This is a genomic window from Rhodanobacter sp. TND4EL1 (genome assembly GCF_054061035.1).
Genome location: NZ_JBSSDT010000001.1, coordinates 130717 through 157081, shown reverse-complemented (window position 1 = coordinate 157081; position 26365 = coordinate 130717). Strand labels below are relative to the sequence as shown.

At 63.8% G+C, this 26365-nt stretch carries 25 protein-coding genes; 2 read left to right on the top strand and 23 right to left on the bottom strand.

Features of this window, described 5'->3' with window-relative positions; translation table 11 throughout:
• Positions 1-21: 21 nt before the first annotated feature.
• The 8 genes from ACVWWQ_RS00815 to ACVWWQ_RS00780 all read right to left on the bottom strand — a co-directional run bounded on the left by ACVWWQ_RS00815 (position 22) and on the right by ACVWWQ_RS00780 (position 7468).
• Complete coding sequence (locus ACVWWQ_RS00815) at positions 22-225, bottom strand: cold-shock protein (RefSeq protein WP_007805352.1); 204 nt, start codon at positions 223-225, stop codon at positions 22-24.
• Between the two features lie 155 nt (positions 226-380).
• On the bottom strand, positions 381-1142 hold the full coding sequence (locus ACVWWQ_RS00810) for an S-methyl-5'-thioinosine phosphorylase (protein ID WP_099652324.1): 762 nt from the start codon (positions 1140-1142) through the stop codon (positions 381-383).
• 84 nt (positions 1143-1226) lie between these two features.
• A complete protein-coding gene (locus ACVWWQ_RS00805) occupies positions 1227-1781 on the bottom strand; it encodes a hypoxanthine-guanine phosphoribosyltransferase (protein ID WP_099652325.1) in 555 nt (184 codons plus the stop codon).
• Complete coding sequence (nagZ, locus tag ACVWWQ_RS00800) at positions 1778-2794, bottom strand: beta-N-acetylhexosaminidase (RefSeq protein ID WP_133950664.1); 1017 nt, start codon at positions 2792-2794, stop codon at positions 1778-1780. The genes ACVWWQ_RS00805 and nagZ overlap by 4 nt, the downstream gene beginning before the upstream one ends.
• Positions 2788-3309: a CYTH domain-containing protein gene (locus tag ACVWWQ_RS00795; protein ID WP_099652327.1), complete on the bottom strand. Its 522-nt coding sequence runs from the start codon at positions 3307-3309 to the stop codon at positions 2788-2790. The genes nagZ and ACVWWQ_RS00795 overlap by 7 nt, the downstream gene beginning before the upstream one ends.
• A gap of 76 nt (positions 3310-3385) precedes the next feature.
• Positions 3386-4723, bottom strand: coding sequence for a 23S rRNA (uracil(1939)-C(5))-methyltransferase RlmD (gene rlmD / locus ACVWWQ_RS00790; RefSeq protein WP_133950666.1), 1338 nt, complete (start codon positions 4721-4723; stop codon positions 3386-3388).
• A 77-nt stretch (positions 4724-4800) separates the two neighbouring features.
• The gene (locus tag ACVWWQ_RS00785) at positions 4801-5394 is read right to left on the bottom strand and encodes a YdbL family protein (RefSeq protein WP_099652516.1); all 594 of its coding nucleotides are present in this window, start codon (positions 5392-5394) and stop codon (positions 4801-4803) included.
• 52 nt (positions 5395-5446) lie between these two features.
• Entirely contained in the window at positions 5447-7468 is a 2022-nt protein-coding gene (locus tag ACVWWQ_RS00780; RefSeq protein WP_133950668.1) for a hypothetical protein, read from the bottom strand.
• Between the two features lie 45 nt (positions 7469-7513).
• Between ACVWWQ_RS00780 and ACVWWQ_RS00775 the strand changes: the two genes are divergently transcribed.
• The gene (locus tag ACVWWQ_RS00775) at positions 7514-8248 is read left to right on the top strand and encodes a response regulator (protein WP_457383266.1); all 735 of its coding nucleotides are present in this window, start codon (positions 7514-7516) and stop codon (positions 8246-8248) included.
• On the opposite strand, the gene recO is transcribed toward ACVWWQ_RS00775, so the two are convergent.
• The 11 genes from recO to ACVWWQ_RS00720 form a co-directional block, all read right to left on the bottom strand.
• On the bottom strand, positions 8245-9006 hold the full coding sequence (gene recO, locus ACVWWQ_RS00770) for a DNA repair protein RecO (RefSeq protein WP_133950670.1): 762 nt from the start codon (positions 9004-9006) through the stop codon (positions 8245-8247). The two genes, ACVWWQ_RS00775 and recO, sit on opposite strands and share 4 nt — an antisense overlap.
• Positions 9007-9149: 143 nt before the next feature.
• Complete coding sequence (era, locus tag ACVWWQ_RS00765; RefSeq protein ID WP_099652331.1) at positions 9150-10082, bottom strand: GTPase Era; 933 nt, start codon at positions 10080-10082, stop codon at positions 9150-9152.
• A gap of 131 nt (positions 10083-10213) precedes the next feature.
• Positions 10214-10873 carry a ribonuclease III gene (gene rnc, locus ACVWWQ_RS00760; protein ID WP_099652332.1) on the bottom strand — a complete coding sequence of 220 codons (660 nt, stop codon included), beginning with the start codon at positions 10871-10873 and terminating at the stop codon, positions 10214-10216.
• 3 nt (positions 10874-10876) lie between these two features.
• Positions 10877-11260 carry a DUF4845 domain-containing protein gene (locus ACVWWQ_RS00755; protein ID WP_133950672.1) on the bottom strand — a complete coding sequence of 128 codons (384 nt, stop codon included), beginning with the start codon at positions 11258-11260 and terminating at the stop codon, positions 10877-10879.
• 181 nt (positions 11261-11441) lie between these two features.
• Entirely contained in the window at positions 11442-12338 is an 897-nt protein-coding gene (lepB, locus tag ACVWWQ_RS00750; protein WP_133950674.1) for a signal peptidase I, read from the bottom strand.
• Positions 12339-12440: 102 nt separating this feature from the next.
• Entirely contained in the window at positions 12441-14234 is a 1794-nt protein-coding gene (gene lepA, locus ACVWWQ_RS00745; RefSeq protein ID WP_133950676.1) for a translation elongation factor 4, read from the bottom strand.
• Between the two features lie 216 nt (positions 14235-14450).
• Complete coding sequence (locus ACVWWQ_RS00740) at positions 14451-15923, bottom strand: Do family serine endopeptidase (protein WP_133950678.1); 1473 nt, start codon at positions 15921-15923, stop codon at positions 14451-14453.
• A gap of 182 nt (positions 15924-16105) precedes the next feature.
• Positions 16106-16795, bottom strand: a complete 690-nt coding sequence (locus ACVWWQ_RS00735) for a sigma-E factor negative regulatory protein (RefSeq protein WP_133950680.1) — start codon at positions 16793-16795, stop codon at positions 16106-16108.
• Positions 16792-17385 carry an RNA polymerase sigma factor RpoE gene (rpoE, locus tag ACVWWQ_RS00730; RefSeq protein WP_199107269.1) on the bottom strand — a complete coding sequence of 198 codons (594 nt, stop codon included), beginning with the start codon at positions 17383-17385 and terminating at the stop codon, positions 16792-16794. Before rpoE ends, ACVWWQ_RS00735 begins: the two co-directional genes overlap by 4 nt.
• A 215-nt stretch (positions 17386-17600) precedes the next feature.
• Positions 17601-20162 carry a bifunctional diguanylate cyclase/phosphodiesterase gene (locus ACVWWQ_RS00725; RefSeq protein ID WP_133950682.1) on the bottom strand — a complete coding sequence of 854 codons (2562 nt, stop codon included), beginning with the start codon at positions 20160-20162 and terminating at the stop codon, positions 17601-17603.
• Between the two features lie 13 nt (positions 20163-20175).
• A complete protein-coding gene (locus ACVWWQ_RS00720) occupies positions 20176-20670 on the bottom strand; it encodes a hypothetical protein (RefSeq protein WP_099652338.1) in 495 nt (164 codons plus the stop codon).
• A gap of 328 nt (positions 20671-20998) precedes the next feature.
• Here ACVWWQ_RS00720 and ACVWWQ_RS00715 point away from each other — a divergent pair, with 328 nt between their 5' ends.
• Entirely contained in the window at positions 20999-23080 is a 2082-nt protein-coding gene (locus tag ACVWWQ_RS00715) for a 3-hydroxyacyl-CoA dehydrogenase NAD-binding domain-containing protein (protein ID WP_133950684.1), read from the top strand.
• A 60-nt stretch (positions 23081-23140) separates the two neighbouring features.
• Here ACVWWQ_RS00715 and ACVWWQ_RS00710 read toward each other — a convergent pair whose 3' ends face one another.
• The 4 genes from ACVWWQ_RS00710 to ACVWWQ_RS00695 form a co-directional block, all read right to left on the bottom strand.
• Entirely contained in the window at positions 23141-23713 is a 573-nt protein-coding gene (locus ACVWWQ_RS00710) for a DUF2058 family protein (protein ID WP_099652340.1), read from the bottom strand.
• A gap of 34 nt (positions 23714-23747) precedes the next feature.
• Complete coding sequence (locus ACVWWQ_RS00705) at positions 23748-23972, bottom strand: SlyX family protein (RefSeq protein ID WP_099652341.1); 225 nt, start codon at positions 23970-23972, stop codon at positions 23748-23750.
• A complete protein-coding gene (locus tag ACVWWQ_RS00700; protein WP_133951004.1) occupies positions 23969-25312 on the bottom strand; it encodes a UDP-glucose dehydrogenase family protein in 1344 nt (447 codons plus the stop codon). The genes ACVWWQ_RS00705 and ACVWWQ_RS00700 overlap by 4 nt, the downstream gene beginning before the upstream one ends.
• A 163-nt stretch (positions 25313-25475) precedes the next feature.
• Entirely contained in the window at positions 25476-26225 is a 750-nt protein-coding gene (locus ACVWWQ_RS00695) for an FKBP-type peptidyl-prolyl cis-trans isomerase (protein ID WP_099652342.1), read from the bottom strand.
• Positions 26226-26365 lie beyond the last annotated feature (140 nt).

Sequence of the window (26365 nt, the reverse complement as noted above, 5' to 3'; positions counted from 1 at the left end):
GTGCAACGTTTACCGGACAGATCAGGCAGCTTCAACCGCCGATGCCTGGGCACCCTTCGGCCCCTGGGTCACTTCGAACTGTACGCGCTGGCCTTCCTGCAGGCTGCGGAAGCCCTTGGTGTTGATCGCCGAAAAATGGACGAATACGTCCGCACTGCCATCCTCGGGTGCGATGAACCCGAACCCCTTGGCATCATTGAACCATTTGACCGTACCGAAACTCATTGCGAGAACCTCTGGATACATGGAGTGATTGCGCCAGGTTTTCGCGCGACTGATCCCCCCGGTTCGTCGCCCTGACCGCGGGCAAAATAGCAAGAGGTGAAGGCGCATTGCAATACGAATTTGTCATGCGGGTACAACATCTCCGGTGACCCAGTTCAGGCTTTCAGCAGTTCGGCCAGAATGCGCGGTACCTCGGCGGTGGCCGCTGCCAGGTGGGCAAAAATCTCCTCGATGCTGATTTCCGCCTCGTCGCCACAGCCAGCCGCAAAGTTGGCGACCAGTGCCAGACAGGCGTAGTCCAGTTCCAGTTCGCGCGCCAGCACCGCCTCGGGCATGCCGGTCATGCCGACCAGATCGCAGCCATCGCGCTTCATGCGCGCGATTTCTGCTCGGGTCTCCAGCCGCGGCCCCTGGGTGGCGCCGTAGCAGCCGCCGTCGATCAGCCCGATGTGGGCCTCGCTGCCTGCCGCCAGCAATTGCCGGCGCAGTGATTCGGTGTAGGGCTCGCTGAAGTCGATGTGCTTGACCTCGGCACCGTCCACGTCGCAGAAGCTGGTGTAGCGGCCATGGGTGTAGTCGATCAGTTGGTCCGGCACCACGATCGCCCGCGGCCCCATGTCGGCGCGAATGCCGCCGACGGCATTGACGCCAATCACCCGGCGCGCGCCCAAGCCATGCAACGCCCACATGTTTGCGCGGTAATTGACCCGATGCGGCGGCAGGCTGTGGCTCTCGCCGTGACGCGCGAGGAAGGCGATGCGCTTGCCCGCGAATTCACCGGCCACCACGTCGCCGGAAGTGGGGCCGAAGGGCGTGCCCACGCTGTGGCGTGAAACGTTTTCCAGACCGGGAAAGTTGTACAGACCACTGCCGCCGATGACGGCCAGTTCGATGGGGGAATGGTCAGGATGAGACATCGTGGTGATCCGTTTGCGGAGGGTGATCTGTGTCGTGCTCGCGACGCGAGGCGAGGCGAATGGCATCGCGCACGAGGCGCGTTCCTACGCGTCCTTCAAGGCGTAGATGGCGGGCAAGTTGCGGCCCTGCTCGTAGTAGTCCATGCCGTAACCGAACACATAGCGATCGGGCAATTCGACGCCATTGAAGTCCGAGGCGATGCCATCCACCAGGCGATCGTGCTTCTTGGTGCACAAGCTGGCGATCAGCACCTTTTTCGCACCGCGTCGGTAGCAGTCCTCGCGGACTTCCTTCAGGGTATGGCCTTCATCGAGGATATCGTCGACCAACAGCACCACGCGATCAGCCAGCGACACCGCCGGCTCGCGCAGCCAGTGCAGTTCGCTGCCGGACGTGGCTCCGCGATAGCGGGTGGCATGCACGTAGTCGAACTCGACATCGGTGCGGATCGACAACGCCAACTGGCCGGCGAAGATCAGCGCGCCATTCATCACGGTGAGGAACACCGCGCGCTCGCCGTTCAAGGCGTCATCGATGCGGCGGCCGATATCGGCGATCACCGGATCCAGCGCTTCACGCGTGTACAACAAATCGGATTGAGCCAGCGCATCGGCAAGGGAGGGACTGGGAGTGTTCATGCGTTTCCTTGATCGGCATGCAATGCCGTGATGCGCGCCACGAAGCGGTCGCGCTGTGGGTTGTCGGTGAGCCCGGCCCAGCTCGGGCCAATGGCACCGCGCAATGCCGCCAGCGACGAGGCTGGCACACCGGTAGCGGCGGCCATCGCGGCGATCGCTTCGTCGACCACCTCGGGGAAGCACGCCAGCACCAGGTCGCAGCCTGCATCCAGATGCGCCCGCACCCGTTCGCCGACACTGCCGGCCGCACCAGCGGCGGCCATGCTGATGTCGTCACTGATCACCGCACCGGTGAAGCCCAGCTCGCCGCGCAGGATCTGCTCGATCCAGACCTTCGAGTAACCGGCCGGCTGGCTGTCCACCGCCGGATAGGTGACGTGGGCCATCATCACTGCCTCCACGCGTGCCTCGATGCATTCGGCGAAGGGGCGCAAGTCGTCGCGGCGGATCTGCTCCAGGCTGCGCGGATCGATCGCCGCCACCTTGTGTGTATCGCCGACCACCGAGCCATGCCCCGGAAAATGCTTGAGCACGGCCGCCATGCCGCCCAGATGCATGCCGCGCACGTAAGCCTGGCCGAGCTCGCCGGCCACCGCCGCGTCGGCGTGAAACGCGCGCAGGCCGATCGCCGCATTGCCACGGGCCAGGTCCACCACCGGGGCGAAACTGAAATCGACGCCGCTGGCACGCAGTTCGCTGGCCATGACCCACGCGTGCTCCTCCGCCAGCCGGATCGCCTCGTCGCGAGCGTGGTCGTAGACGGCGCCGATCGCCGCCAGCGGCGGCAGCCGCGTGAAACCGTCGCGGAAACGCTGCACCGGGCCGCCTTCCTGGTCGACCGCGATCAACAAATCATCACCGCCCACGTCGCGAATCGACTCGCACAAGGCGATGAGCTGTTCGCGCAACTGGAAATTGCGCGCGAACAGCAACACGCCGGCGACGCCGGGAGCACGCAGCCAGGCCTTCTCGTGTTCGGCCAGTTCCAGCGCGGCCACGCCGATCATCAACATGCGGCATCCTCGGCAGCGCGCTCGGCGGGTGACCATTGGCGGTAAGGCCAGGTGATGAGGTTGACGTTGTAATAGCGCGTCAGCGTGCTCACTTCGCGGCCCAACCATGACGGCCGCGGGAAGGCCGCATCGATCGCGGGCAACTCCACTTCGGCGACGATCAGGCCGTCGTTGTCGCCGTTGAATTCATCGATCTCGAACAGCACGCCGTCGACGCGAACATGGTGACGAACCTTCTCCAGCACGCCGTCACACAGGTCGTCCAGCATGGCGCGAGCGTCGTCCACCGGAATCGGGTAATCGAATTCGGCGCGCGCGATGCCCGGCGTGGCGGCCTTGATGTTCAACCAGGCCCGGTCCCCTGCCAGGCGCGCGCGCACGGAAGCATGCGCGTGCCCTTCGCGCAACGCCTGCGCACCTACCAGGTAACCCTGCGCCATCGGTTCGCTGTGCTCGATGGCGTGGCGCCAGCTGTCGTCAGCCAACAGGAATTTGCGTTCGATTTCTATGGCCATGGCGGTTGGAGAAGTCAGTGGACAGAAGTGGAAAACAGAAGTGCAAAGGCGGCAGCGGCTCACGCGCTGCTCCTTTTCAGCGTTCGAACAGCGCAATCGACTCGACGTGTGCGGTATGCGGGAACATGTCCATCACGCCGGCCGAGCTCAGCTTGAAGCCGTGCTGGTTGACGAGGATGCCGGCATCGCGTGCCAGCGAAGCGGGATGACAGGAAACATAGACCACGCGCCGGGTCTGCTTGTGCGGCAAGTACTCCAGCACCTTGTCGGCGCCGGCACGCGGCGGATCAAGCAGTACTTTGTCCCACGGCTGGCGCGCCCAATCGGTATGGCGCTGGTCGTCGAACAGGTTGGCGACGTGGAACTTCGCGTTGTCGATGCCGTTGCGCGTGGCATTTTCGGCGGCGCGCTCGACCAGTCCGTGCTCACCCTCCACGCCCACCACTTCGGCCACCCGACGCGCGATCGGCAAGGTGAAATTGCCGAGACCGCAGAACAGGTCGAGCACGCGATCGGTCGGCTGGGGGTCGAGCAATTCCATCGCGCGCGCCATCATCAGCTGGTTCATGCCGGCGTTGACCTGCACGAAGTCCAGCGGCTGGAACTCCAGTTCCACATCGGCGAAACGCGCATCGTCGCTGGCGATGCGGAATGCCAGCCGCGGCTGCTCCGGCCACAGTGGGTGCACACTGCTGATGCCACCGGGCTGCAGGTAAATCGCGAAACCATGCTGCTGGCCAAATGCGGTCAGCGCCGCCTGGTCGCTCGCGCTGAGCGGTTGCATGTGCCGGAACACCAGCGCCATCAATTCGTCGCCAGCGGCAAATTCGATCTGCGGAATGGTATCGGCCGCGTCCATCGTGGCGAGCAATTCGGCGAGCAACCCGACCTTGGGTCCGAGTGACGGGTGCATCACCTCGCAACGCTGGATCGGAGTGACGAAGCGCGCATTCTGCTCTTCGCGGAAGCCGACCAGCACCGCGCCCTTCTTCGCCACGTTGCGCACCGACAGCCGACCCTTGCGGCGATAACCCCACGGTTCGGCGGTGAGCGGCGGCAGCCACGACTGCGGGGTGACCTTGCCGATGCGTTCGAAATTCTCCGCCAGCACGCGCTGCTTCGCGGCGATCTGCGATGGCGCATCCAGGTGCTGCAGCGAGCAACCGCTGCACAACGCGAAGTGCTGGCACAGCGGTTCGACCCGGTGCGGCGAGGCGGTGATCACCTCGACCACTTCGGCTTCGTCGAAATGCCGATGGCGCTTGCGCAGCTTCGCCACCACGTGCTCGCCCAGCAACCCGCCGCTGACAAATACCGTCTTGCCGTCGATCCGTGCCACGCCGCGACCATCGTGGCCGAGGTCGGTGATATGAGCTTCGAAAGGTTTGGGCGATACGGAGTTGGATCGGGACATGGCAACGTGTGGGCTGATGGCTGGCCGCCGATTATCCCAGATCGGCCAGCATCACGCCCCGTGGAGCCCCGCGCAGCTCATTTTTTCTGCCAGGCACCGGAAGCATTCTGGTAGTACCAGCCTGCGCGCGCCTTCTCGATCCAGGTCTTGGCGAAGGTGGCGCGAATCTGCGCTTCCCATTCCGGATGATTGTTGGCGTTGGCAATTTCGCGATACAGCGCGGTGCGGTCGCGGTTTTCGTCAGCCACGGTGGTATTGGCCTGGGCGCGATCGCTCAGCGGCACCTTGGTGGCGTCGCGCATGGCAACCATGCCGTCATGAGTGAAGCCCACCGCGCCGCTGTCGAGCAGCGCCCCCAGCGTTCCGTTGAAACGCGCATGCATGCGTGACCGAATCGCCTCGGTGGCGCTGGTCTGGATGCGGATGTTCGGCACGTCGGCGGCGTGCGCTGCCGGCACCAGCAGGTCAAGCAGCATCGCCGAAGGCTGCGGGCCAGAAGGCTTGGCGGCCTTCGGCGGCGTTGCTTGCGGCGCAGCCTGGTCCAGCACGTTGCCGATGAACTGGTCGGCGGCCTTCTGTGCAGCGGCTTCGGGAAAGTAGACGTTGATCGTGACGCAGCCGACCAACGCCACGGCCAGTGCGGTCAGGACGACGTAGAGGCGCTTGCGCATGATGAACTCCAGCAATGGAAAGGTGTAGGGAAGTGACGACAAACGGTCGAACTCAGCGGATTTGCGGGCTTTGACCGTGGATGGCGTCCTGCAACCGTTGCACGAGAGTGGGCCAATCGACCTGGGTCTGGTGGCCGATGACCTGCAACCGCGGCAAGCCGCTGCCTTCGACGATAGTGTAGCCGTCCTCGTCCGCGTCCAGCCCGCCCATCCGGCACACCGTGCCCTGCAGTGTGCAGTTGAGCCCGATGCGCTTGTAGCCGAACGTCTTGAAAAGTTTCAGCACCGCACCTTGCAGGCCTGCCGCGATGCCGCCTCCGCCCACCGAGGTGAGGTTGTTGACCGCACGCTGACTGATCCGGCCACCTTCGCCGGCCAGCAGGCTGGCCTTGAACGCTACCGGGCTCCAGTTGACCAGCCGCAGGTCATTGATCGAGCCATCCAGCGGCCCGGTGATGCTGCCGAAATCGAACACGCTGGTGATCGCGGCCAGATCAAGCTGCTTGAGCGCGATGTCACCGTTCAACACGGGGGTGGGACCAAAGGGTTGCTGCAGCGATAGTCGGGTGATGTCGACGAAACCGCCGAACAGACTTGCCGACAGACCGCCATCCAGCACGAAGCGGTCATCCACCCAACGCAGAGAGGGAATCGCGCCGGCAAGCGTGCCGGGGAACGCAGGCCAGCCCATCGCACGACTGAAAGCTGCCATGTCGACGCCGGTCAGCGTCATCGAGGCGACCAGGCGCTGGCCCTTCGCCGCCGCCGGACGCCAGTCCAGCTGCCCGATCTGCAATTGTCCCTTCAACACCGGAATCTCCATCGGCTGCTGCAACGCCAGCGCTCCACCGCGACTTTGCCAGCGCGACGTGGCGGCGCCATTGGGCACGCGGTAGAACTGCAGGCTGCGCCACGCCAGCGTGGTGGCCGGGCGTTCGCCATCGAGCGACCAGTCCAGGCCGCCCTTCAGGCCGTCAACGGCAAGGTGACCGTCCGCATCAGCCAGGCTCATGCCGTCGGTGTTGAATGCGAAACTGTGCAGCCCGTCGGTGCGCAGGTCGATGGCGGCATTCAGCTGACCATCGATGCGCATGTTGTGGAGGCCCAGCGTGCTCAGCCACGCCTTGCCGTACCGCTGATAGGCGGCGGGGAAATTCGCGTGCAGGCGATCCAGCCGCAAGCTCTTCAACTCACCCTTTGTGTCAAAAGCCACTGCGCCGTCGAGCTGCAGTGCATCGGCATCATTCACCCGCAGCCGGCTCAGCTCGAACGCACCATGTTGCGCACTCGCATGCAGACTGAGCTGTACCGCATGACCTGGCAGCTGGGCGTACAACGGGCCCAGCAACAGTTCGCCGTTGCGCAGGTTGGCGTCGAGGTCGATGCTGGCCGGGCCTCCGGTGGTATCCAGGTTGAAGCGGCCCGTGCCATCGAGCCGCTGCCCGGCCAGCGTGCCGCCTGGCGTGTCAAAGCCGGTGTCGGCGAGAGTGAACTCACCGGATGACTGCAGACCCTGCTCGCGCACATCCAGTGCCAGTTCCGCCTTCAACCGCCCGGCGGTGGCGCGGCCGGACCACACCGTGCTCAGCAAGCCTTGCAGCCAGGCGGTGGGGAGGTTGTCCACGCTGATCTGGGCATGCGTCGGCTGGTCCAAAGGCAACCAGGCACTGGCATTCGCCTTGCCTTGCTTGAAGTCGACCAGCAAGGTGTTTGCCGCCTCGCTCAATTGCACGTTGACGTGCGCGTCGCTCAGTGCCCCGCCCGGAGCGCCGCTGAGACGCGCGTCGCCATCCAGCGTCCAGCGCAGCCGGGTGTCGCGTTGCAGATTGCCCTCCAACGTAAGACCAAGTCGTCGCCAGCCCATCGCCGGAACGTCGACCTGGGCCGCGCTCATTGCCAAGTGCAATCCGCCAGCGGGATCTTCGCCGATGCGCAGCGTCACGGTTTGCAACTGGATGCCCGGCGCCTTGATCGACTTGGCTTTCAGCAGCACATCCGCGTGCGCAGGCAACGCCCAGCCGATTCCCAGCAGCAGGCAACAACAGATCAGCAAATGGCTTGAAGTCAGACGCATGTCAGGCCATTCTGCCAAATCAAGATGAACGATATGGAATTCGTCATGATCAGCCCCCTTGCCAATCCCGTCAGCCTCCCTGTCACCCAGCCCCGACTGCGGGTGTTGGTGGCCGACGACGACCCCGGCAGCTGCCGATTCCTGTGTGATGGACTGGGCGCCCTTGGTGCCGATGCGCAGGCCTGCCTGGACGGCGAAGAAGCGCTGGCCCGCGCCGGCGCCGAATCCTTTGACCTGCTGTTGCTGGATTGCCGCATGCCCGGCGCCGGTGCGCTGCAGATACTGCAGAACCTGCGCGACGATGTGCAGGCACGCTCCGCAGACAGCATAGCGGTAGCCACCAGCGCCGAACTGGCGCCAAGCGACCGCCTGGCGCTGCAGGATGCCGGTTTCAGCGAGGTGTTGTTGAAGCCTTGCGGCTTGACCGAACTGCGCCACGTACTGGCGCTGGTGCCCACGGATTACCGCAGCAGCCGCGTGCTGGACGACCAGGCTGCCCTGAACACCACCGGCGACGCCACCACCATGCGCGCGCTTCGCTTGTTGCTACGCGAGGAGCTGACCCTGCTGCAGGACGAGCTCGATACGCTGCGCCTGGATCGCGCCAATTTCAGCGACCGCCTGCACCGACTGCGCTCATCCTGCGGCTTCTGTGGTGCGGGTGCGCTGTCGCGGCAGACCGTGCTGCTGCAGCAACAACTGTTGCAGCGTCAGGTCAGCGACGCGGCGCTGACGCGCTTTCGCCGGACCTTGCTGGCGACGATGCAGGCGCTGGGTTAGTCGTTCGGATCAGCTACCGACGGGTCGCCTACCAGTGGAGCGGAGGGCTGGCGACGCGTGACCGCCATCGTCAACACGCGCCAGGCGCGCAACTCGCCGCCGCCCAGATGAAAGCGGATCACCTGGCGAACCATGTCGCGCAGCGACTTCAGACCCGCCGCATCCGGCATCCGATCCTCTTCCAGCGCCAGCAGATCGCTGCCGCGAATCGCGTGAGGACTGTTGTCGGCACAACGTATGGCACCCTGCTCCACTTCGTAGCGATAGCTTGCTCCTGCTTCCAGCGAATCGCCGGAGACCGAGTCGTACTGCAATTGCAGGCCATAGCCGGTGGACTCAAGCAGGTCACGCTCGAAGCGGCGCAGGGTCCAGGCCAGTGAGGGCTCGCTGGCGAGGCGTTGCAAGGTCAGGGCGTAAGCATCGAAAAGCGCGGGCGAAGGGTCCTGTCGCCCGGTCAGGCGAACCACCAGTTCGTTGAGATAGAGCCCGGCCAGACCGGCATCACCGTTCAAACGCGTCGATATGCCCACCGTTTCGACCGACGTCAGCGTGGCCATCTCGCCACGCAGCAACAGATCCATGCTCAGGGCCTGGAAAGGTTCCAGCTGCGCCCGCCGCAACCGTGCCCGCTCGCCGCGTACACCACGCGCCACCACGCCAAGCCGCCCATGCTCACGGCTCAGGCATTCCAGCAACAGCGACGTCTCGCGATAGGGACGCGCGTGCAGGACATAAGCGGGCTGCTGTTCGATGCGCATCGGTCAGGGGAAACGGTGAACGGGGAAAAGCGTCAGGAACGGATGCAACGCGCAAGCAACGGGACGATTCCTTGTCATCACCATTGAAGCAGGAATTCCCCGGCCATGCAGAGGCCTGTGCGTTCCTGATCCCTTCCCCGCTCTCAATCCGTATAGCCGAACTTCTTCAGCATGTTCTCGTCGTCGACCCAGCCCTCGCGCACCTTGACCCACAGTTTCAGGAACACCTTGCGCTCGAACATGCGCTCCATGTGACGCCGGGCGGCGCTGCCGATGGCCTTCAGTTGGACGCCGCCGTTGCCGATCACGATCGCCTTCTGGCCGTCGCGCTCGACCCAGATGATGGCGTGGATTTCGGCGATGCCGTCGGGACGGTCGCTGAACTGTTCGATTTCCACGGTGGTGGCGTACGGCAGCTCCTGGTCAAGTCGCAGCATCAGCTGCTCACGGACCATTTCAGCGGCGAGGAAGCGCTCACTGCGATCGGTGACCTCGTCCTCGCCGAACACCGGCGGCTGCACCGGCAGGCGCTTCAGGATCGCCTGTTCCAGCTCCTTCAAGCCCTGCTTCTTCAGCGCGCTGACGTAGTGGATCTCGTCATAGCTGTGGGTGGCCACCAATTCGGAAACAAACGGCAGCATCACCGTCTTGTCCTTGTTGAGGTCGACCTTGTTGATGACCAGCAGCCGCGGCGTGGACTGCTCGACCAGGGCGGCGTACAGCGCCTCGTCCTCGTCGGTAAACCGACCGGCCTCGATCACCTGCACCACCAGGTCGACGTCGCTGATCGCCGAGCGCGCGGCGCGGTTCAGGCTGCGGTTCATGGCACGCTTGGCGCCGCGATGCAGGCCCGGCGTGTCAACGTACATGATCTGCCCCGCCTCGTTGGTGTTGATGCCAAGAATGCGATGACGGGTGGTCTGCGGGCGCGGACTGATGATCGACAGGCGAAAGCCGATCAGCGCGTTGAGCAGGGTCGACTTGCCCACGTTGGGGCGTCCGGCGAGCGCGACCGTGCCGCAACGGAAATCGTCGTGCGGCAAACTGCCGTCGGCGGAATGCAGTTCGTGTTTCATGACTGGGATACTCGGCAAGTCGGATGGCAAGTGTAGTGCTTCGCCGCGAAAGGCATGCGGCACGGGCGGAGTGGCACGGCCAGCCAGGCCGCATGGCCGTGCCGGGGCCCGCGCGGCGGGTGGCAGCGCGTTCAGGAGGAGCGGTGCTGCTCCAACAGCTGGTTCAGCACGATTTCGGCGGCATCCTGCTCGGCCGCGCGGCGGTTGCCGCCGTGGGCTTCGGCCACCAGCGCCATGGGCTCGGTGATGGTGCAGCTGATGTCGAAGGTCTTGGCGTGGTCTTCGCCGTGGCTGGCCACCAGCTCGTAGTGCGGCAACGGCAGTCCCTTGGCCTGCAGCCACTCCTGCAGGCGGGTCTTGGCATCCTTCGACGAGCGCCGCAACGCGGCGATGCGCTCGGCGAACAACCCACGCACCGTATCGCGGCAGGCGTCGAAACCGCCGTCGAGATACACCGCGGCAATCATCGCCTCGAACGCGTCCGCAAGAATCGAATCACGCCGGAAGCCGCCGCTTTTCAGTTCGCCCGGCCCCAGCTGCAGACCATCACCCAACTCCAGCTCACGCGCCACCACGGCCAGCGCCTGGCCGTTCACCAGCTGCGCACGCAAACGCGAAAGCTCGCCCTCGCTGGCCTTCGGGTGAACTTCATAAAGCATCTCGGCGATGATCGCGCCAAGCAGCGCGTCGCCGAGAAATTCCAGCCGCTCGTTGTTCGGCTTGCCGATACTGCGATGGGTCAGCGCCAGCCTGGCCAGCGCCGGATCCCGGAAACGGTAGTTCAGTTCCAAAAGTTACTCGCCCACATTGCCCTGCAACGGCACGCTCTTGTCGAAGTGCAGCAGGAAGTCGATGTTGTACATGAACGGAATCTCCTTGTCGTAGGCGACCCGCAGTTCGCTCGCACCACCGTCATTGCGCACGATCGTAATGTCCTTTGGCTGGATGGTGGCGTCATCCACATACTGGAAGTTCATCTTGAACATCAAGTCGCGACGAATCCCATCCAACGACTTGCCGCTGGTGCCATCAGTGGAAATCTGGTTCATGGCCTTCACCACGCCCATATACTCGGAATATGACGGAATAAGTTTCATCGCCATGTAGGCCAGAAAACCGAACACCGCCAGAATGAACAGGAACCCGATCAGGGTGACGCCTGTCTGCTTCGATTTCATAGTCCCCTCGCTATGCCGCCTTCGCGGCTTGTCTCAATATGGATGGTGATGATCTGCCGGCAGCCGGCGCGCCCCTGTCCAGCGTGCCGATTATGCCTGCCGATTCTCGCACTGTTGACCATGGTGTGTGCGGGGGTTCGATCCGGTCACGCTTTGCGCCCCGTGGAGGCCCGGCCAGCGGTCAATGGATGACCGTGCCGATCCGCGAGAAGTCCACGCCACCGGTACCCCAGCCCTTCCAGCTCATCCAGATCAGGAATGCCTTGCCCGCCAGATTCTGCTCCGGCATGCAGCCCCACCAGCGGCTGTCCAGGCTGTCATAGCGGTTGTCACCCATCACCAGGTAACAGCCCGCCGGAACCTTGGACGGTACGCGGTCGTTCGGAATCGAGTTCGGCGTGTTGTAGGCAGGCATCCGCGCGATCATGTGGTTGACGTTGCCCAGGTGCTCGGTCCACACCGTGGCGCCCATGTTGAGCATGGTCTCGTCCACCGTGCGCTGGGGGTTGCCCACATACGGACCGATCTCGTCGGAGGTCACCCGCTTGCCGTTGATCAGCAGTTCGTCGCCGTGCACTTCGATGGTGTCGCCAGGCAAGCCGATCACGCGCTTGATCCAGTTCTGCGCCGGCACCTTGGCACCCGGATCACCACAGCTCATGTCACCGCTGCGCACCAGCTTGCCGCCGTCCTGGCACAGGTAACCCGGAAAACGAAACACCACGACGTCACCACGTTTCGGCTCGCCCAGATCAACGAACTTGTTGTTGAACGCGGGCACGCGCAGCCCGTAGGCAAACTTGTTGACCAGGATGAAATCACCCACGTCCAGGGTCGGCATCATCGAGCCGGAAGGGATCCGGAACGGTTCGGCCACGAACGAGCGCAGCAACAGCACCACCAGCACCACCGGAAACAGCGAGCGCGACCAGTCCACCGCCACCGGGTCGTGATATTCCTCGCCCGCCGTGTCCAGCCGCGCCTTGCGCTTCTTGTAGAGGAACAGGCGGTCCAGACCCCACACCACGCCGAACAGCACGGTGAGGCCAAGCAGAATCGCCGAGAAATCAAAATCCATGTGCGGCTCCATTGGAGGCCGGTATTCGGGGTTCGAGATTCGGGATTCGCAAAAGCCTGTTGCCGCGATTCCGGATATTCGATCCGCCAAGCCCGACCAAAACTATTTGTCGACTCTCAGAACGGCAAGGAAGGCTTCCTGCGGAATTTCCACCCGGCCCACCTGCTTCATGCGCTTCTTGCCTTCCTTCTGCTTCTCCAGCAATTTCTTCTTCCGGCTGACGTCGCCACCGTAGCACTTGGCCAGCACATTCTTGCGCAGCGCCTTCACCGTGGAACGGGCAATGACCTGCGCGCCAATGGCGGCCTGGATCGCCACGTCGAACTGCTGGCGAGGAATCAGGTCCTTCATTCGCTCGACCAGATCACGACCGCGACGGTCGGCGTGACTGCGGTGCACGATCAGGCTGAGCGCGTCGACCCGCTCGCCGTTGATCAGCACGTCCGTGCGCACGAACGGACCGGCTTCGAAGCGATCGAAGTGATAGTCCATTGAGGCGTAGCCGCGCGAGACCGATTTCAAGCGATCGAAGAAGTCCATCACCACTTCGGCCAGCGGCATCTCGTAGCTGATCTGCACTTGGCTCGCCATGTACTGGATGGAACGCTGCACGCCGCGCTTTTCTTCGCACAGGGTGATCACGTTGCCGATGTATTCCGGCGGCGTGAGGATATTGGCGATGATGATCGGCTCGCGGATTTCCTGCACCAGGCTGGTATTGGTCGGCAGTTTCGCGGGGTTGTCCAGCATCAGGATCGAGCCGTCCGTCTTGAGCACCTCGTACACCACGGTGGGCGCGGTGGTGATCAGGTTCAGATCGTATTCGCGCTCCAGCCGTTCCTGCACGATTTCCATGTGCAGCATGCCAAGGAAGCCGCAGCGAAAGCCGAAACCCATCGCCTCGGAGGATTCCGGCTCGAAGAACAGCGCAGCGTCGTTGAGGCGCAGCTTGTCGAGCGCCTCGCGCATCGCCGGGAAGTCGTCGGACGACACCGGAAACAGGCCGGCGAACACGCGCGGCTGCATGGTCTGGAAGCCGGGCAAGGCATGTTCGGCCGGCTTGCCGGCGTGAGTCAGCGTGTCGCCGACCGGTGCGCCATGCACATCCTTGATCGAGGCATTGATCCAGCCCACTTCGCCGGCGCCCAGCTTCTCCAGCTTCTTGCGCTTGGGCGTGAATACGCCGACGTCATCGACCTGATGGGTACGCCCCGTCGACATCACCAGCAGCTTGTCGCCGGGCTTGATCTCGCCCTGCATCACCCGCACCAGCGACACTACACCGAGGTAGTTGTCGAACCACGAATCAATGATCAGCGCCTGCAGCTTGTCGGTGTCACGCGGCTTCGGTGGCGGAATGCGGGCCACAATCGCCTCCAGCACCTCGACCACGTTGAGGCCGGTCTTCGCACTGATGGCTACCGCATCGGTGGCGTCGATGCCGATCACTGCCTCGATCTCGCCTTTCACCTTCTCGACGTCGGCCGTGGGCAGGTCGATCTTGTTCAGCACCGGCACCACTTCCAGGCCCATCTCGACGGCGGTGTAGCAGTTCGCCACCGACTGCGCCTCGACGCCCTGCGCCGCATCCACCACCAGCAACGCGCCTTCGCAGGCAGCCAGCGAGCGGCTTACTTCATAGGAGAAGTCGACGTGGCCGGGGGTGTCGATGAAGTTGAGTTGGTAGGTCTTGCCGTTGCGCGCGGTGTACGGCAGCGACACCGACTGCGCCTTGATGGTGATCCCACGCTCACGCTCGATCGGATTGTTGTCCAGCACCTGCGCTTCCATCTCGCGGGTGGCCAGCCCACCACACAAATGAATGATGCGATCGGCGAGCGTGGACTTGCCGTGATCGATATGAGCAATGATGGAGAAGTTGCGGATCAATTCCATGGAACGCTGGCGGCCTGTGGTCGGGCTGAAGCTGGATGCCACGCACGGCGCGGCGACGTTGCCGGAGGGCAACGCTAACCCGGCATTATCGCATGGAAACGGGTATCACCAAGGCGTGGAGGCAAAGCGGCGCCGCCCCTGGAGGGGTGACGCCGCAAGTAGCGACCGGCAGGCCGGAAGGCGATCGCGATCAGGCCCTGCCAAACGGACGGAGGCTCAGCGAGCCGCCGGCACGGTCAGGCCCACGAAACTGCTCTGATCGCCACGTCGCACCAGCAGCAGCACGGTGCTGCCCGCCTTCACGTTCTTCGTGGCGGCCTCGAATTCAGCCACGCTGCCGACCTTCTGCTGATTGACCATGGTGATCACATCGCCGGCGCGCAGACCCTGCTGGGCCGCCACCGGACCGGTGATCTGGTCGATCACCACACCCTGGCCGGCCTTCAGCCCCAGCTGGCTGCGGGTATCGCTATCGATCGATTGCACGGTCAGGCCCAGTGCGGTCGAGCCAGCCTGGCCGGCCGCGGGCGACGAAGCCAGATTGTTGACTGCATTGCTGTCCCGCTTGGCCTCGCTGATGGTCACATCCAGCGTCTGCTTCTTGCCATTGCGCAGTATTTCCACCGGCACCTTGCTGCCCGGCTTGGTCATGCCGACCAGCGGCGGGAGATCCGACGCCTGCTGCAGTTGATGGCCGTTGTAGCTGAGGATCACGTCGCCTGGCTGGATGCCGGCCTTGGCCGCACCACTGTCCGGACTGACATCCACCACTGCCGCACCGGCGCCGTTGTCGAGCTTGAATGCCTTGATGATGTCGTCATCGACCGGCTGCATGGTGACGCCCAGCATGCCGCGGGACACATAGCCCTTGGTCTTGAGCTGCTGCACGGCGCTCATCGCCACATCGATCGGAATCGAGAATGACACGCCCAGGTAATCGCCGGTGTTGGAATAGATCTGGGAGTTGACCCCCACCACGCGCCCCTGCAGATCAAACAACGGACCGCCGGAATTGCCGCGGTTGATCGGCACGTCGGTCTGGATGAACGAGGTGTACGGCTGGTCGCGCTGACCCAGGTTCCGCCCCACCGCACTGACGATGCCCTGGGTGACGGTGTAGTCGAAACCGAACGGCGAGCCGATCGCCAGCACCCACTGGCCCGGCTTCAGGCTGCGCGAATCGCCCAGGGTCACCGCCGGCAGGTCACTGCCGGCATCGACCTTGAGCAAGGCAATGTCATAGGTGGGGTCGGTACCGACCACCTTGGCCGTCAGGGTGCGGCGATCCTGCAGGCGCACGGTGACCTTGTCGGCGTGGTCGACCACGTGGTTGTTGGTGAGGATGTAGCCATCATGCGAAATGATGAAACCCGAGCCCAGCGAGGTGTGCTTCTGCTGCTGCGGTGAAGGCATCATCGGCATCCCGAAGAAACGGCGCAGGATCTCGGCCTGCGGATCATCCGGCCCGCCCTGCCCGGGGATCATCTGCTGGCCGGCCCTGCCCGTTTGACCGGACGGTTCACCGGTGTATTTGGCCTCCACATGGACCACCGCCGGCGCGTTCTTCTGCACGATGCCCGTGAAATCCGGCAAGGCCGCACTGGTCGGGGTTTGCGCCTGCACCACGCCAGCACTGGCGACGCCCAGCAAGGCGCAGCACGCCAGACTGCGCAGGATGGAATGATTCATGACTCCTCCTCAGATTGACTCAAGCCTGATCGGCCTGGAATGAATAGGTCCGAATGGATGGTTTCGGGAAACACCCCGTGCCCGCGACACTGAGTTCGCCCACACGCGATCTGCCGGCCTTTGTGGGAGCCAGATGGCGTTCGCATCAAAGGGCAGCCGCGGGAACCACACGCGGACTCGCCCTATTGCGCGACGGCGGACGCCGGACGCGAAATATCGTCCGGCGAGGCGGTGCGTTGATCCGGATCAAGCAGCAGCAGGTAGCTGCCGTCGTTGTTCTCCAGCGTGCGGTAACGCGGCATCGACGGATAGTTCGACAGCCGGCGTGCATAGGACGACTGGTTCTGGCCAAACGGCGAACCCAACGTGGCCGATGCTTGCTGGCTGAGCAAGCCAGCCGAATTGCCGCTGAGCCAAGGTGGCACGGCAGCCGGCGCCGACGGCTTGGCACTCGGCGCAAGAGTGGCAACCGATGTGGATTGCCGGGTATTGACCGACGCGGTGACCTGATCCAGGTCGGCGCCCGGACGAGGCTGACCGACCATCAGCGCCGCGGCAGCCACACTGGCGGCAATCGCGCCGCCGGCCGACCAGCGCAACCAATGATGACGTCGGGACGGCACGACCACGGCTGCGGCCGACTCTTGCTCGATCGCCAACATGACGCGATCGGCAAAGCCGGCACTCGCCATGGCCGGAAATTCGTGGCGCAAACTGTCACGCGCCACATGGTATTGGGACCAGGCACCCTGCAACGACGCGTCATGGTCAAGGCGACGCAGCAGGAACCTCAGCTGCTCAGCCGACAATTCGCCGTCGATGCCCGCGGAAAGACTTTCCCGAATGTCTTGACTCATATCTGCCTGATTCATGTCTGATCCTCGCGGTCCGACAAAAGTGGCCGCAGCTTTTCATCAATCGCCTCGCGCGCCCGGAAGATGCGCGAACGCACCGTACCGATCGGGCAGCCCATCGCCTCGGCAATTTCATCGTAGCTGAGGCCATCCACTTCGCGCAGCGTAATGGCGGTCCGCAGCTCTTCGGGCAGTGCTTGGACAGTGGAAAACACGGATTGTTCAATTTCCTGACGCATCAGTTCGCGCTCGGGGGTGGCGCTGTCGTGCATCCGTTCGGCGCCCGGCATGAACTCGGCATCGTCAGCGTCAATATCGGCGGAAGGTGGTCGACGACCCAGCGCCACCAAGTGGTTCTTGGCGGTATTGACCGCGATCTTGTACAGCCAGGTATAAAACGCGCTGTCCCCGCGGAAGGAACCGATCGCGCGCCATGCCCGGATGAAGGACTCCTGCGCAATATCCTCGCACTCCGCGTGGGTGCGCACGTAGCGCGACACCAAGCCGATCACCTTGTGCTGGTATTTGCGTACCAACAGATCGAAGGCCCGCTTGTCACCCTGCTGCACCCGCTCGACCAGCGCGCGATCCAGTTCATTTTCGCCCATCCGGGCCGTATCCGTCGTCAATGCCGTCATCCGCTGCGGGAGCTTGTTTTTGAACTGAACGCCGCGCTCAGACCACGGCCCGGCGCCCGAGTTCACCTGTCATCAGAGTACTGATCCAACCTTAACGCACGGGGTGTTCGCTGGTTGTCATGCGCCACCAGTCTCCCCCTGTCCGTGAACGGCCTTTGTCAGTTATGGGGGCGCCGGCGGTTCGCTCAAGCCAGCTCGGTCGCCCGCCCTTCCAGCAGGCGTTGGCGTTCGGCCAGCAGTTTGTCGAAGCTGATCGGCTGCAGCGGCCGACAGAAAAGATATCCCTGCAATTCGTCGCACCCATGCTGATGCAGGAACTGCAGGTGCTGCTCGATCTCGACACCCTCGGCCACCACCGCCCGATTCAACCGGTGAGCCATCTCGATGGTGGCACGCACGATCGCTTCGTCATCGGGATCCACCCCGATATTGCGCACGAAACTCTGGTCGATCTTGATGCGGTCTGCTGGCAGCTTGCGCAGATAATCCAGCGATGCGGCACCGGTGCCGAAGTCGTCGATCGCGATATGGCAGCCCAGCTTGTGCAAGGCGTGCAGGTTCTCCACCAGGTTGGGCGCGGCCTTGATACTGATGCTCTCGGTCACCTCCATCTCCAGCAAGGTCGGATCCAGGCCCGTATCGCGCAGTACCGTGGTCACCGTATCCAGCAGGTGCGGCTCCATCAGTTGCACTGCGGACAGGTTCACCCCAAGACGCAGACGCAAGCCATAACGCTGCTCCCATTCCTCCGCCTGCCGACAGGCGGTGCGCATCACCCATTCGCCGATCGAAACGATCAGACCCGTTTCCTCGGCAAGCGGAATGAATACCGCCGGGCTGATCATCCCCAGTTCGGGGTGTTCCCAGCGCACCAGCGCCTCCATGCCCACAATGTCCTCGGTCTCGGCATTGACCTGCGGCTGATAGACCACGCGCAGTTCGCCGTTGCCTTCGGCATGGCGCAGGCGGGTCTTCAGCGCCATGCCGTGCTGCTGGGCGTACTCGGGGCTTATCTCGTAAATCCGGAAGGTATTGCGGCCCTGATGCTTGGCCGCGTACATCGCTTCGTCAGCGTGCTTGAGCAAGGTAGCCGCGTCGCCGGCGTCATCAGGGAAGAAGCTCAACCCCATCGACGCGGTCACCTGCAGCTCGGTGCCATCCTCGAGGTACAGCGGCGTCTCCATCACCTGGACGATCTTTTCCGCCACGCGCAGCACATCGTCGTTCTTGACGATGTGCCGCAACACGATGGTGAATTCGTCGCCGGCGTAGCGAGCAACCGTGTCGGAGGCACGAATGCTGCCGCAAAGCCGCTGGGTAACAGTTCGCAGCACCTGGTCACCTGCCGCGTGCCCGTAGGTGTCGTTGATGGCCTTGAAGTGGTCAAGGTCGACGAACAACACCGCAAAGCACTCGCCGTTGCGAGTGGCCTCGCGGATGATCGTTTCCAGTCGATCATTGAACAGCAGGCGATTGGGCAGCCCGGTCAGCGCATCGACGAGGCCCTCGGCCCGCCCTTGTTCACGCGTGCGCCCCAGCTCCAGCGTCTGTGCAAAACGGGCGGCCGCGCAGCGCAGTACCGGCTCGATGATGCTCATCTCGCCGAAGCCGCGACGGCTGCCGGCCAGCATCGCGCCCAGCACGGTGTGCCTTTCATCGTGGAGCGGAAGCCCGGCAAAGCCGGCCAGCTCAAGTTGCTGCAGCAGCGGGTCAATCGGCGCCAACCGCTTTGCATCAGCGCGATACAGGATCGACTTGCCGGCCAGCACCAGTTGCAATGAAACCTGCGATTGCGCGGCCGGCCACTCGACGTCTTCGCCGCTCCACAGCTGCAACATCTGGTTCGGCGCTTCCGCTCCTTCGGGCCGTGCCGACCACACTGCCAGGTAGTCCAGACCCAATTCATCGAACAACAGCCGACCTGCGGCCGTTTGCGCGTCGACGCCGCTGGTCGACGAAAAAATGCGGGACAGCAACGATAGTGCTGCCTCGGCACGAAGGTCGGCGCGATCACTGCGGAATAGCAACGCCAAGGCGTCGCGGCCGGCATGCCGGACCCGTCGCACGCTGGCCTGACCGGTATCCGCCCCTTGGGCCGACTTGCGCTGACAGGGGTACCAATTCCGATTGGCTTCGGCCAGCACCTGGCTGATCGGAATACCTTCGAAGCGCAATACCTGTGCCAGCAGCAATCCCTGCCACTGGTCGGCATGGATCCGGCTGTAGCGGGCCACGTTGGGACTGACTTCGAGCAAGCGGCCACTTTCGGCGTCGGCAATCATCCACTCGCCATCGGCCTCGTCAAACATGAATCGATAGTCGTCATGCGCAACCGTGACTTCCGGCGCTGATCCACGTGTCCGGACCTCGGTGGAAAGCGAGCGCCGCCAGCGCGGAACCAGTTCATCCGGGATGTTCCAGGCCGACACCCAGTCGGTGAGTCCCGGCGGAAGGTCCGCCGGTCCGAAAGTCGCCTCGTCCGCCAGCACCACGATAAGCGGCGTTTCGGCGGCGCCTGGAAGATGTCGCAACTGTTCACAGGCCTGGCGCGCCTGCTGCGCATCCCCGGCCAGCACGAGCACCAGAAGTTTCAGCGCAGGCTGTGGCGGCCGCCCTTCCAGAAGGATGGCCGCATGCGGGACATCCCGCGCGCTGTAGATCTGCGAATAGCCCGCCTGATCGAGTGTATCGAACAGACTCCGGCGCAGCTCGCGCTGGGCTGCGACCACCAGGATGCCGGAGTTCATCGCTGCCCCCGCTTCAGACCAGCCACCGGCCATCGCGCAAACGCAACCGCCGAGGCAGGCTGTCGTCGCTTCCCAGGCGCACCGCCAGATCGCCCAGATGCTCTGCCAGTGCCGCGGGCGCATCGATCAGAACGACCCGGCGCAAGTGACCTTTGGGCGAACGCGCGAGCTGCCGAAGCAGCGTGGCATCCATGGCGGACAAGGGAAGCTCCAGACCCAACAGGAAATACACCCCGAAATGCATGCTTTGCTGCATGTAACGCAGTGCATTCCCCAGCCGTTGGCAATCAGGCACGCGCACATGGGCGTCACGAAGACTGCTCAGGCCGGTATCGGGTTGCCAGAGATAGACCGCCTGACCCGTGCGTCGGGCAATTGCCCGGAACTGGTCGATCAAAGCATGCACATCCTTGCTGTCGAGCACCACCAATCCGCTGGTAGCAGCCAGGATGCGCTCAAATATGTCGTTGCCGGCCTGCACATGAACGGAGGCGAGTGTCGAATTCATTACGTCCCCGTGGCGGCAGCGATGGAACCGTGGAGTCAGCCTGTCCGCGACTGTCTGGACAAGCGGCAGAAGATGCCCGCGATTTGCAATTTCGTTGATTGAATCACGGTGGATCATCCCTGCCCCTTGCCAGCCGCCGCCCGGCCATGTGGCAAGCGTACATGCCGCGCGGCCCTGCGCGATGTGACGGCATTCCGGTCATCACCAAAGCCACCGACATTCGATTTCACACCGCTGCCGCGACAGGGTCAAGCACCACGGTCACAACTCGCAATCGCGGCGTCAGAACGGTATGGTTCAGGCCACCTCCATCACACCGTATCTCCCCATGTTCGAAGGATTGCGCTTCAATCACTGGAAGACCAGCGAAAGCGAGGATGGCATCGTCACGCTGACACTGGACCGAGCCAACAGCAGCGTCAACGCGATTTCCCGCGGGGTGCTGGACGAACTGGAACAGATCGTCGAACGCCTCGCGATCGAGAAGCCTGCCGGGGTCATCATCCACTCGGTCAAGGCATCCGGATTCGCCGTCGGTGCGGACATCAAGGAATTCGTCGAATACGCGAAAAACGACACGGTGATCGAAAACATCGAGCACGGCCAGCGCGTCTACGAGGCACTGGCCCGGCTGCCCTGTTCCACCGTGGCCGCGGTGCATGGCGCCTGCATGGGCGGGGGTACCGAGCTGATCCTTGCCTGCCGCCAGCGCATCGCCGTCGACGATGAAAAGACCCGAATCGCCTTGCCCGAAGTCATGCTGGGCATCCATCCCGGCTGGGGCGGTACCGCACGACTGCCACGTCTCATTGGTGCCACCGAGGCGCTGCCAGTGATGTTGACCGGCAAGCCGCTGTCGGCCAGGCGCGCACTCAGCCTTGGGGTGGTTGACCGACTGGCACGCCAGGACGAGCTGCTGACTGAAGCGCGCCTGCTGGTGCGGCACACCGCACCCCGCCCATGGGGTCGGCGAGCCAAAGCCTGGGCCAGCAACACCTGGCTGGCCCGGCAAATCCTTGCGCCGATGGTGCTGAAACAGACCTCGGCCAAGGTGCGAAGGGAGCACTACCCCGCGCCATTCGCAATGATCGATGTATGGAAGCGCGGTGGTTCGAACATCAACCAGCGACTGAAACTCGAAGCACGGTCGGTGGCGAAGCTCGCGCAGACCTCGACCGCACAGAACCTGATCCGCATCTTCTTCCTGCAGGAACGGTTGAAGGGCCAAGGCGCGGGCACGGACCCGCAGATCAAGCATGTACACGTGGTGGGCGCCGGGGTGATGGGCGGCGACATCGCGGCCTGGGCGGCGTTCAAGGGTTTCGACGTGACCCTGCAGGATCGCGAGATGAAGTTCATCCAGCCCGCGCTGGACCGCGCACGCACCCTCTACGAGAAAAAACTGAAGGCCTCGGACAAGGTGGAAGCGGCCATGCGGCGACTGCGGGCGGACGTCAGCGGCAGTGGCGTGGCCACAGCGGACCTCGCGATCGAGGCCATCTACGAAAGCGCCGAAGCAAAAGAAGCGCTCTACGCCACCATCGAGCCGCAACTCCAGGCCAACGGGATCCTCGCCAGCAATACCTCGAGCATTCCGCTGGACGAATTGCGCAAGAACCTTGCTGCACCGCAACGTTTCCTCGGCCTGCATTTCTTCAATCCGGTGGCACAGATGCCGCTGGTGGAAGTCGTGCGACATGACCAGCTTGATCCGCTGATCGAAAAGCGCGCGCTGGCGTTCTGCAAGGCGATCGGCAAGTTGCCGGTGGCGGTCAAGGGTACGCCGGGCTTCCTGGTCAACCGCATCCTGATGCCCTACCTGCTGGAAGCGTTGCGCCTTTACAGCGAAGGCGTTCCCGGCCCGGTACTGGACCGCGAGGCAAAGAAATTCGGCATGCCGATGGGTCCGATCGAACTGGCCGATACCGTGGGGCTGGATGTGTGCGCGTCCGTCGGTCGCGAACTGGCCCCGTTCCTGGGACTGGAACTGCCCCCAGGGCTGGATGACAAGCTCGAGGCGGGCAAGCGCGGCAAGAAGGATGGCCAGGGTCTGTACGTGTGGCAGGACGGCAAGCCGCAGAAGCCGGAGGTTCCTGACGACTACGTGACGCCGCCCGATCTGGCTGACCGGATGATCCTGCCGATGGTCAACGAGGCGATTGCCTGCCTGGCCGATGGGGTGGTGGACGATGCGGACCTGCTCGATGCCGGGGTGATTTTCGGCACCGGCTTCGCGCCGTTCCGCGGCGGCCCGATCCAGTACGCGCGCAGCGAAGGCACGGACAAACTCAAGGCCAAGCTCGATCAGTTGGCGCAACGCTACGGCGAGCGCTTCAAACCGAAGAAAGGCTGGGACGATCCGGCACTGGCAAAAAGCGGTTTCGAATTCCCGGCCGCTTCCGCCAGCTGAGCACCCGCAGGTGAGATGAGACGAAGAGCCCGGCTTGCCGGGCTCTTCTCTATGCGGAGATCACCACATCAGGTCATCAGGCACGCCGTCGTCACCGATGCCGGAAGCACCCGGATCAACCAGCAACGCCAGCTGATGCGGATCGATGTCGCGAACCTGTCGGGCAATGTCACTGCTGACCAGAAGGTAGCGTCCGGCGTGCTGGACGACGCCCAGTTCGCCGGCATTGAGTGCGATCAGCTGCGCGGCATCGACATGCACGCGGCGGATCTTGCCACCGTATTCGAAGTTGCGCGGCTGGTCGGCGTCGGCCTTGTTCAGCGCCTTGCCCTCAAGCAAGGCCTGGATCTTCTGCTTGCGCTCCCGGCGCAACCGGGCCTGTTCCGCGACTTCCTGCTCAAGCCGCTTGCGTTCGCGCGCTTCGGTCTGCGCTCGGAGCGCATAGGCCTTGGCCAGGTCGATATCCGCCTGGCTGCGCCCTGCCGTTGACGAGACCGGCGGCTTGCCACCTCGCCGCCTGGGCTGCTGACTTTGTGCCGGTGCGTCCGCGCGTCTGGACTCACGCGGACGTTCGGGTTGAACCTGTTTGACGATGCCGCTCTTGAGCAGCTGATCGCGCAGGGAATCGGCCATGCGGATATTCCGTGATCGTGGGATGCCAGTTGGTTCAGTAATGCGGCGGTGGCGGCTCGTCATGCGCGTCACTGCCCTGGGCGACACGCATCGAGGCCATCTCGCCTCGAAGATCGCGCAATGCGCGCTCCAGCGCCGCGATTCGTTGCGACTGATCGGCATCCGCGATGGTCAGTGCCTGCACCGCTTCGTCAATGAAGGTCAGCTTGACCTCCATCTCGTCCAGCCGCTGCTCAAGCGTGTCGTGCGACATGGTCATCGGACTTGCTGCAGGCTGCGCCCGCGCCCGATACCGTAATAAGCCAAGCCCGCCTCTTCCACTACCGCAGGGTCGTACAAGTTGCGCCCGTCAAAGATCGCCGGCTCACCAAGTGCGGCGCGCACGGCAGCAAGATCCGGGCTGCGGAACGCCTTCCACTCGGTGACCACCGCGAGCACGTCGGCCCCTTGCAGTGCGCTCATCGCGTCATCGCACAGGACCAGATCAGTCCGCTCGCCGTAGATGCGCCGGGTTTCCTCGCGCGCCTGCGGATCGAAGGCGCGCACCTTGGCACCGGCTTCCCACAGCAACTCGATCAGGCGGCGGCTGGAGGCCTCGCGCATGTCGTCGGTATTGGGCTTGAACGCCAGCCCCCACACCGCGATCGTGCGACCGGCCAGTTGGCCGTTGAAGTGGCGCGAGATCAGCTCGAACAGCTTGCCCTTTTGCTGCCGGTTCACGGCTTCGACGGCTCCCAGCAAACGGGCCTCATAACCGCACGCGTGCGCGGTGCGCTCCAGTGCCTGCACATCCTTGGGAAAGCACGAACCGCCGTAGCCGGCGCCCGGATAGATGAAGCTGTAGCCGATCCGCGGGTCCGAACCGATGCCCTGGCGCACCAGCTCCACATCGGCCCCTACCCGCTCGGCGATGTTGGCGATTTCGTTCATGAAACTGATCTTGGTGGCCAGCATCGCGTTGGCCGCGTACTTGGTCAGCTCGGCCGAGCGCTCATCCATCACGACCATGCGATCGTGGTTGCGGTTGAACGGCGCATACAGCTTGCGCAACAAGGCCACGGCCCGCGCACTGGAGGTACCCACCACGATGCGGTCGGGGCGCAGGCAATCCTCCACCGCCGCACCTTCCTTGAGGAACTCCGGGTTGGACACCACGTCGAATTCCACCGACGCCTGGCGCACCGCCAGTTCACCTGCCACCGCGTCGCGCACGCGATCGGCCGTCCCGACCGGCACGGTGGACTTGTTCACCACCACCGTGTAACGAGCGAGATGGTGGCCGATGGTCCGCGCCACCGCCTGCACATATTGCAGGTCGGCGCTGCCGTCTTCGTCAGGTGGCGTGCCAACGGCAATGAAGATCAGCTCCGCATGTGCGATAGCCGGCGCCGCATCCGTGGTGAAGTCGAGCCGCCCGCCCGCATGGTTGCGCTGCACGATCTCTTCCAGACCCGGCTCGTAGATCGGAATCTCGCCCCGCTTCAGGCGCTCGACCTTGCCTGCGTCAATGTCGACGCAAACCACCTTGTTGCCCATTTCCGCCAGGCAGGCACCGGTCACCAGGCCGACGTACCCGGTACCGAAGATAGTGACATTCATCATCGTGATGACGATTCCCGCAGATGTTAGACGCCCATTCTACCCGCCCGCGGGACGTACTCGACCTCGGCATGACGGTGGATGGCAAAACGAAAGGGCGCGAATCGCTTCGCGCCCTTCGAAAAGCAGAAGCCGGGTTGCCCCGGCGACTACGTCGTTGCGATTACTTGCCGCCCGGAGCCGCGCCTGCCGGCGTCGGGCCCGTCTTGACCAAAGTCACGTCGAAGATCAGCGTGGCATTCGGCGGCATCGGCGGCTGCGGCTCTGCACCGTAAGCCAGCGAGGACGGAATGAAGAACTTGTAATGACCGCCCACCTGCATCAGCTGCAAACCTTCGCGGAAGCCCGGAATCACGCCAGCCAGCGGAATCTTGGCCGCGCCCGGCGGGTTGTGCTTGGCGGAGGCATCGAACACCTGACCATCAACAAAGGTACCGGTGTAGTTGATTTCGACTGTGTCGTTCGGACCCGGACGGGCACCCGAACCCTGGCTGATCACCTGATACTGCAGGCCCGACGCCGTGGTCTTCACGCCCGGTGCGGACTTGTTCTTGGCCAGGAAAGCATCGCCTTCGGCCTTGTTCTTGGCGCCGAGCTTGGTCATTTCAGCCTGGTACTTGGCCTGGATCTTGGCCATGAAGGCGTCGTGCACCTTCTTGGCTTCGGCATCGCTCATGGTCGGCTTCTGGCCGGAAAGCGCAGCCTTCACGGCATTGGCCACCGCGGTGGCATCCAGCTCGTCACGCATGATCGGCGGAACCTGGGAAGCAATCTCCCAGCCGACAACGTAACTGGCCTTGGCCTTGTCGACGGTGCCGGCAGCGCCAGCCGTCTGGGCGGCAGCGCCGGCCGTCATGCCCAGCGCAACGGTCATCGCAACCGCCGTCAGCGTGGGACGCAGAAAGTGCTTCATTCGTAACTCCCTCAAGTATGGATGTGCCGACGTTGCCGGCCGGGCCTCCCCGATGGAGGCAGGCCTCGCATTGTGCGGTGCTTGTCGGATCTTGGCAACGATCCCGGAATCCGACCGTCATTCACGATAAAGGTTCACCC

Excerpts from the sequence above, each read along its gene's own strand:
- ACVWWQ_RS00785 (WP_099652516.1), bottom strand. The coding sequence starts at position 5,394 with ATGCGCAAGCGCCTCTACGTCGTCCTGACCGCACTGGCCGTGGCGTTG.
- ACVWWQ_RS00805 (WP_099652325.1), bottom strand. The coding sequence starts at position 1,781 with ATGAACACTCCCAGTCCCTCCCTTGCCGATGCGCTGGCTCAATCCGAT.
- lepB (WP_133950674.1), bottom strand. The coding sequence starts at position 12,338 with ATGGATTTTGATTTCTCGGCGATTCTGCTTGGCCTCACCGTGCTGTTC.
- ACVWWQ_RS00710 (WP_099652340.1), bottom strand. The coding sequence starts at position 23,713 with ATGGCCGATTCCCTGCGCGATCAGCTGCTCAAGAGCGGCATCGTCAAA.
- ACVWWQ_RS00735 (WP_133950680.1), bottom strand. The coding sequence starts at position 16,795 with ATGAATCAGGCAGATATGAGTCAAGACATTCGGGAAAGTCTTTCCGCG.
- rpoE (WP_199107269.1), bottom strand. The coding sequence starts at position 17,385 with ATGGGCGAAAATGAACTGGATCGCGCGCTGGTCGAGCGGGTGCAGCAG.
- ACVWWQ_RS00755 (WP_133950672.1), bottom strand. The coding sequence starts at position 11,260 with ATGAAATCGAAGCAGACAGGCGTCACCCTGATCGGGTTCCTGTTCATT.
- ACVWWQ_RS00775 (WP_457383266.1), top strand. The coding sequence starts at position 7,514 with ATGATCAGCCCCCTTGCCAATCCCGTCAGCCTCCCTGTCACCCAGCCC.
- ACVWWQ_RS00725 (WP_133950682.1), bottom strand. The coding sequence starts at position 20,162 with ATGAACTCCGGCATCCTGGTGGTCGCAGCCCAGCGCGAGCTGCGCCGG.
- recO (WP_133950670.1), bottom strand. The coding sequence starts at position 9,006 with ATGCGCATCGAACAGCAGCCCGCTTATGTCCTGCACGCGCGTCCCTAT.
- rlmD (WP_133950666.1), bottom strand. The coding sequence starts at position 4,723 with ATGTCCCGATCCAACTCCGTATCGCCCAAACCTTTCGAAGCTCATATC.
- lepA (WP_133950676.1), bottom strand. The coding sequence starts at position 14,234 with ATGGAATTGATCCGCAACTTCTCCATCATTGCTCATATCGATCACGGC.
- ACVWWQ_RS00780 (WP_133950668.1), bottom strand. The coding sequence starts at position 7,468 with ATGCGTCTGACTTCAAGCCATTTGCTGATCTGTTGTTGCCTGCTGCTG.
- ACVWWQ_RS00740 (WP_133950678.1), bottom strand. The coding sequence starts at position 15,923 with ATGAATCATTCCATCCTGCGCAGTCTGGCGTGCTGCGCCTTGCTGGGC.
- ACVWWQ_RS00815 (WP_007805352.1), bottom strand. The coding sequence starts at position 225 with ATGAGTTTCGGTACGGTCAAATGGTTCAATGATGCCAAGGGGTTCGGG.
- ACVWWQ_RS00695 (WP_099652342.1), bottom strand. The coding sequence starts at position 26,225 with ATGAAGCACTTTCTGCGTCCCACGCTGACGGCGGTTGCGATGACCGTT.
- ACVWWQ_RS00810 (WP_099652324.1), bottom strand. The coding sequence starts at position 1,142 with ATGTCTCATCCTGACCATTCCCCCATCGAACTGGCCGTCATCGGCGGC.
- ACVWWQ_RS00700 (WP_133951004.1), bottom strand. The coding sequence starts at position 25,312 with ATGAATGTCACTATCTTCGGTACCGGGTACGTCGGCCTGGTGACCGGT.
- nagZ (WP_133950664.1), bottom strand. The coding sequence starts at position 2,794 with ATGTTGATGATCGGCGTGGCCGCGCTGGAACTGGCCGAACACGAGAAG.
- ACVWWQ_RS00720 (WP_099652338.1), bottom strand. The coding sequence starts at position 20,670 with ATGAATTCGACACTCGCCTCCGTTCATGTGCAGGCCGGCAACGACATA.
- ACVWWQ_RS00795 (WP_099652327.1), bottom strand. The coding sequence starts at position 3,309 with ATGGCCATAGAAATCGAACGCAAATTCCTGTTGGCTGACGACAGCTGG.
- ACVWWQ_RS00705 (WP_099652341.1), bottom strand. The coding sequence starts at position 23,972 with ATGACCATGTCGCACGACACGCTTGAGCAGCGGCTGGACGAGATGGAG.
- era (WP_099652331.1), bottom strand. The coding sequence starts at position 10,082 with ATGAAACACGAACTGCATTCCGCCGACGGCAGTTTGCCGCACGACGAT.
- ACVWWQ_RS00715 (WP_133950684.1), top strand. The coding sequence starts at position 20,999 with ATGTTCGAAGGATTGCGCTTCAATCACTGGAAGACCAGCGAAAGCGAG.